Origin of the sequence: Gemmobacter caeni (genome assembly GCF_003054195.1) — a bacterium.
GTDB classification, from domain to species: domain Bacteria; phylum Pseudomonadota; class Alphaproteobacteria; order Rhodobacterales; family Rhodobacteraceae; genus Gemmobacter; species Gemmobacter caeni.
The window spans coordinates 1-5,793 of record NZ_QBKP01000050.1; the positions used below are offsets into that span (position 1 = coordinate 1).

Annotated in this window: 4 protein-coding genes, 1 tRNA gene and 1 pseudogene; 2 read left to right on the plus strand and 4 right to left on the minus strand. The window is 56.9% G+C overall.

Annotated elements, in window-relative coordinates:
* Both C8N34_RS26575 and C8N34_RS25405 read left to right on the plus strand, forming a co-directional pair.
* Positions 1-453: hypothetical protein (locus C8N34_RS26575; protein ID WP_211317746.1), on the plus strand; the 453-nt coding region annotated here is incomplete at its 5' end.
* Between the two features lie 971 nt (positions 454-1,424).
* On the plus strand, positions 1,425-2,672 hold the full coding sequence (locus tag C8N34_RS25405) for a hypothetical protein (protein WP_199750788.1): 1,248 nt from the start codon (positions 1,425-1,427) through the stop codon (positions 2,670-2,672).
* Between the two features lie 145 nt (positions 2,673-2,817).
* On the opposite strand, the pseudogene C8N34_RS25410 reads toward C8N34_RS25405, so the two are convergent.
* The 4 genes and pseudogenes from C8N34_RS25410 to C8N34_RS25430 form a co-directional block, all read right to left on the minus strand.
* Positions 2,818-3,392, minus strand: a pseudogene (locus C8N34_RS25410) (IS5 family transposase); the annotation flags it as partial.
* A 692-nt stretch (positions 3,393-4,084) separates the two neighbouring features.
* Positions 4,085-4,174, minus strand: a tRNA-Ser gene (locus C8N34_RS25415).
* 399 nt (positions 4,175-4,573) lie between these two features.
* Positions 4,574-4,864 (minus strand): DDE-type integrase/transposase/recombinase, encoded by a 291-nt coding sequence (locus C8N34_RS25420; RefSeq protein ID WP_229825562.1) that lies wholly within the window; start codon positions 4,862-4,864, stop codon positions 4,574-4,576.
* Between the two features lie 365 nt (positions 4,865-5,229).
* Positions 5,230-5,427 carry a DUF1153 domain-containing protein gene (locus tag C8N34_RS25430; RefSeq protein WP_229825563.1) on the minus strand — a complete coding sequence of 66 codons (198 nt, stop codon included), beginning with the start codon at positions 5,425-5,427 and terminating at the stop codon, positions 5,230-5,232.
* Positions 5,428-5,793 lie beyond the last annotated feature (366 nt).

A 5,793-nucleotide genomic window follows, 5' to 3' on the forward strand; every position in this document is an offset into this window, starting at 1 on the left:
TTCAGGGCATGGGCTACCGGGTTGCAGCGTGCGTCGTATCAGCGGCGGAAGTCGGCGCGCCGCACATCCGCGAGCGGATGTTCATTCTGGCCCACACCGACCTTCAAGGCGGCGGGCAACCGGGCCTGTGTGACGCTGACGCGGGAACTGGGCCTGCAATTCAGGACCGACCAGAACCAGAGCGGCAGCCAGGTCGGACTGCGCAATGCGGCGCAGGCCTGGACGTTGCTGTGGGATCTGCTGACAGCCTCGGGCTGGACACCGCAACGCCCACGCTCTTCCCACCGATGCCGGGTGAGTTTGCTGAATGGGGAGAAGCACTCCGACGGGCACCTCACCTTAAACCCGGCATTCAGCGACTGGGTGATGGGGTGGCCACCTGGCTGGACCGATCCGCTGCGGCCGGTAACGGGGTGGTCCCGCTGGCTGCGGCAAGGGCATGGCGCTATCTGAAGGCGGAGTTTACAGCGGAGCAATGAAGTGCTCCAGATCGCTCAGAAGGGCGGAAAGCGGCCTGACGGCAGTGCGGCATGGCGCCTGCAGCACTCCTGGGAAAGCGGTCGACTGCGCGAGATCCCGCAGCGATCAGCGGAACAGGGACCTACAACGTGAGAAAAGCTGCCTGAGCGCGTTGCGACACTACAGCCGAATTTTATGACCCTATGGACGGCTCCGCCGCACAGTGCGGACCATGCTTGGGCGAGTCGACGTCAGGGGCGGAACGCGTCATCGCATGATGCTCCTAGCAGCCACGATTGATGCTTGGCCCTTGGCTCAAGTACACTAATCACATATAAAATGCGCTCTAATCTAGCGAAGAGGCATTCAATGAGCAGGCGGAAGCCGCCTCAGCGCGTAGCTCCTGAGCGCACACGCAACAATCCAAAACGCCGCTTGCTGACAGATGTCCCAGGGCCGCATGAGCGTGCAGCACTTGGAAAACGTGCCACATACGGCCCATACTCGAAACACAAGCTTCATCCCCATGCGTACGGCTTAAGGCCATACGCGGGTCAGGATGACGAGCGCACCTTCTGCGATGCACATGCTCAATTCAAGCCTGAGGACTGTACGCGCATACCATTTCTTCTGCGCCGTGGCATAGGTCTTGGCTTATGGTCAGATCATGGCGACGAAGATGGTCCTGCGCTCCTGTGGACCATAGACGACACAGGATGGATCTTCGAGATGCGCGTAACCAACGGTGGCCTTGCACAGTACCACGGCTACCCAGTCCTTCCTGGGGATGCATTCGCACAGTACGTTCTGACCAGAGCGCGCGAGATCGCTTTCGTAGGTTGCGATTCTCAGATACAAGATGACCCAAATCTACCTGCCGCCATCGCTAGGGCTGAGGCATTCTATAGATGACCGAGAGAAAATACTTTGAAATGTCTGCCGCTTGGCCCGCAAGGAGTCAAGACGTGGCAGATATTTCACTCAGGCTTGGCGAGCAATTGCTCTCGAGGATTGCGGATACTGAAAAAGGCTCGGTCAGAGATAGCTTCAGAGCTTCTGCTACGAGTCTCGCTCTTTGGCTGGCCGACAATTGGTGGCGGCTCCGCTGGGAGACGTTGCGCAGTTCGCACTCAGCATCTTCAGATTGGCGGATCCGACATGAGTTGAACTCAGCGTCAGGTGGGGCCCTTTGGCCACCAGTGATGATCTACAGTTCTTCTGATCGAATTGTATTCGCTCCAAGCTTCGGAAAGAATACTGTCGGCGGCCCGCAGCAATACTTTGATTTCAGAGTGGCGACCGTTGATGCCGACGAGTATGAATCAGAAGTAGACGGTTTTATCAGCGCGGTGATCGGACACTGTGCTAGAGATATGGATGGAAGGGCGCTAGCTGAGATTTTTAGACAAGTTAGAGCAGAGCGAATTGATCCGGAGCTTGCTGGATGGCGCCGACTCGAAGCTTGTCTTGGCTTCGATCCGGATCAGGCGCCTGACTCTGTCATTGATGCCCTTGTAGCTTTTGAGGATACTGTCGGCGAGGAAGGAGTCGATGAAGCGGCGAACGCGTATCCGGGAACGCAATCTCCGAATATTCTACGGGATGTCATCGAAGCAACACGTGCATCCAGTGTGGAATTGGATTTGAACATTTCGCATGACGTTGATTTTGATAGCAATCTTCCATCAGCTGCGAGTCCGTGGATGCTTGCAGAAGCCGCAGCGGAGAATCTTCGAGAAAAGATCGGAATTCGTCGCGGGCCACTAAAGCGACAAGAGTTTGCTGATATTTTCAGAGCAAGATGGGATGATCTTAAGGCCGCAACAGCGACAGCGAGGAATCTTCCCTACTGCGCTCGCCTGTCGGTGAAAGATGATTCAAGCCTGCTTTCGCTGAAAACGTTTTCTGCACATGACCGAAGATTTGAGCTGGCTAGGTTTCTAGGTGATGCAGTTTGGTGTGAATCTGGCACTTTTGGCGTTATCAGCCACGCAAAGACAGATCGTCAAAAATTTCAACGTGCCTTTGCGCATAACCTGCTCTGCCCATTCAACGATATCCGGCAGCATATCGATCTGATCAATCCGACGGATGAGGATATCGATGCAACAGCTCGTAAATTCCATGTTCACAGCACTGTTGTCAGAAATCAGCTAATATATAAGGGCTACCTTCCATTCGAAAACACTAGGGAAGAAGCGGAAACAGTTTGACGATTTGAGTTGACTCAGCCGACAGCGAAGCGCTGAGAATCGGCAAAAGCAGTCTGTTGTCGGTACATGGGATTTTCGGATTCGCTAGGCCTCTGTTGCACAAATCGTCTGAAAGCAGGACATCTCCCTTCCCCGGACAGACTAATCCCGCGACCTCTGTGACGGGCGTTCCAGGTGCCGTGAAGCCGTACAGGACGGCGACACGGACGTGTAATTCTACAACCTGACGCTCGAAATCTTTGGCAGACAGTCGCTGCCCTAGCAGCTTGACGCAGTGCATCTTCGCCTCGACGCGGCTTCGTCGATGACAACCACTCCATCGTCGCCAGATCGCCCGGCCGACGAGTTTTGATGTGCGCAGGATCTCGTTGCGCGCGATTGCGCAGGGGGTATCAGGTTTGCAGAACCTGGCGTTCTTGCGGGGCTGGCTGATGAGGCTGCCCCGCGGGCGGCGATCGCGTCATGGCACTTGCGGGTGTCGAAGGCGCCGTCGGCGGTGACGCTGCCGATCTTTTGCTCGGACGGGATATGAGCGAGCGGCTCAAGCAGCATTGGCGCATCGCCCACGTCGCTGGTGGTAAACTCTGCCGCGAGGGTTTTTAGGGGTTTCTCATCAATCCCGATGTGGATCTTGCGCCAAACCCGGCGTTTGGCGCCGCCATGCTCGCGGGCGTTCCACTCGCCGATCCCCTCGATCTCGATGCCTGTGCTGTCGATCAGTCGAACGTCGGCTTCCAGAGATGCGGCGATGCAGCATCCCCGACGGCCGACCGTCCGCAAAGGGCCGCTTCCTGCCGTGCAGGATGCGCAGACTCTGCCCCTTGAGCGGCTCCGAACGGGCAGTGCCTATCAAGATCTCGTACGGGAAAAGGGCTGTAAAATCCGTTGCAGGTTCTCGACCGTTCAGAACACCGGCGCGCCATTGAGTTTGTTATATTTTTCAGAACCTTAAACGAACATGCAACTGCTGAAGCGAACTTGCGGCCTGATTTGCAGGTTCGGAACCGGCACTCCTCGGCATTCCGCTTACCAAGCCCCTTGATTCCGCCTTGTTTCCTTGGGTTTTCGGCCTTCCAGCACATCGCATCCGCAACCCCTTCAATCTCCCTTCAACACCCCTTGAAGGCCCTTTTCACGGCTTACTGCATGACAGCCCACCTCGGCGCTGAAATCTGCCTGCGATCAGTGCAAACCCCTGTTTTTCTTGGCATGTCCGGTATCTTCCGGGGTCAGCCGCCGTCTTCCGGGTTCACTGCAAGATTATATGTCAAACCTCAACTGAGACAGTTTTTTGGGGCCGCTTCGCGCGCAAGCTGTCGCAAGGCGTAGCTTCCAAGCGTTTTTGGGATGGCGGGTTCTTTGGAGGGTAAGCCAGAAAAACCCCTGACTTTTCCAATGTTTTCAATGGGTAATGGCGGAGACGAAGGGATTCGAACCCTCGAGACGGTTTCCCGCCTGCACCCTTAGCAGGGGTGTGCCTTCGACCACTCGGCCACGTCTCCGACTGGACGTATATTTTCCAGTCTCCTGAGAGACAAGTGATTTTTGGTGCCTTTGAGAGTTGGGGCGTAATTTTCCGGACGGCACTGTTGAGGTTGTTTTGGGTCAGGCATGCTGGGCGGAGCTGGGAGGTTTGACACTTAATCCTACAATGAACCCGGAAGATCTGTATCGACCCATCTGAATCTGCTCAGGTTAAGCCGCTAATCTGAATGCTTCGGCCGGCGTGCGCATGGCAAGCGCCTGATGAGGACGGCTGTTGTAGAAACAGATCCAGTCACCGATGGCGCGTATTGCGTGCAGGAGGTGGCGCCCCAAGCTGAAGAACCACTCGACCTCAGAAAGGGGCTATTCAATTACATCCGTCTGTTGCAGGCAGTGGGGTGTGATGAACTCCTGCTTCAACCCGTAGCTGCGGACCAGTGCCGTGACCTTGCGACTGGTAAAACGACCCCGTTGTCCGACCTCAGCAGGAACTCCTGCGTGACCCAGCCCAAGGTGCCGAACCAGGTGATCAGGGCATGCTCCAACGCGCTGGCTGCGGTCGTGACCTTGCCGGATCGCGACAAATGCCAGCCCAACAGATCGCGGGTGTGGCAGTCGATGGCCAGGGCCAGCGTGGCCCTGCCATCTCGCCCCGCCCAGACCCGGCACATGTCGGTCGACCAGCGTTCGTTCGGGGCCTGGGCCACGGACGAGACGGCCTCGATGCGGGTGCCTATGCCAATTATCCGCTTACAGACCCATTGCCCGGCAAGCGCATGCGCAGCATGCTGCCGAGAGGGGGCCAGCCCCTGAGCTGAAAGACACGCTGCACTGTGTTTTTATTGAACCCCAGAAGCCAGGTCACCGTCCCGTAGCCGAAGGACGGTCTTGGCGGGAAAACAGTCCCCCGGACTGTTTTCTGATCCGCAGCGATGCTCGATCATGGCCTTGATGGATGCTCTGGATCATTTGTCGTCCTGCGCATCCAGCAGAGCCTAGAATTTTTTCGGGCGCGCTACTCCAGCATGGCCTCGCCATAGGCCTCCTGAAGATCCTTCCGCTGCTTCTCGTATTACTCGCGGAGGTCGAGCGGTTTCGCCCGCAGGGAATTCTCCATCCCCCGCTTCGCGTCATCAACCCAACCTTCAATCTCGGAGGGCGGCAGGTCGAAGGACCGGCTGGCCTCCGCCACCGTGATCTTGCTCTGCATGATCTCAATCACCAGCGTGGTTTTACGCTTCGCCGTCCAGCGCTTGATGCTGTCGTCCATGGTCACACTCATTGCTACCTTCTCCCTTGTAGCATGAACAGGGTTTCACTGATGGTGTGGATGCCCTCCGGCGGCATCGGCTGTGTCATGCTGGTGAGTGAATGATCACCAGCCACCCAAGAAGCTTACCATGCGCCCGACTCACTGATGAGCAGACAATCCGCGTATCACCATACCGGCCAGCTGTCATATAAAAGCGCCGCGAGACAGGCCTGACACATGACCGCACCGATCACTAATCCCGGCCGCCAAAGCAGCCTTGGCCTCAAACGGGCAATGGTATGGACCCCGCCGCCTTCGGGTGGCGTATCCTAGGAAGATAAACAGGAGGGCTCGTGCCATGGAGATCAAAAGGATCGGCCTTGA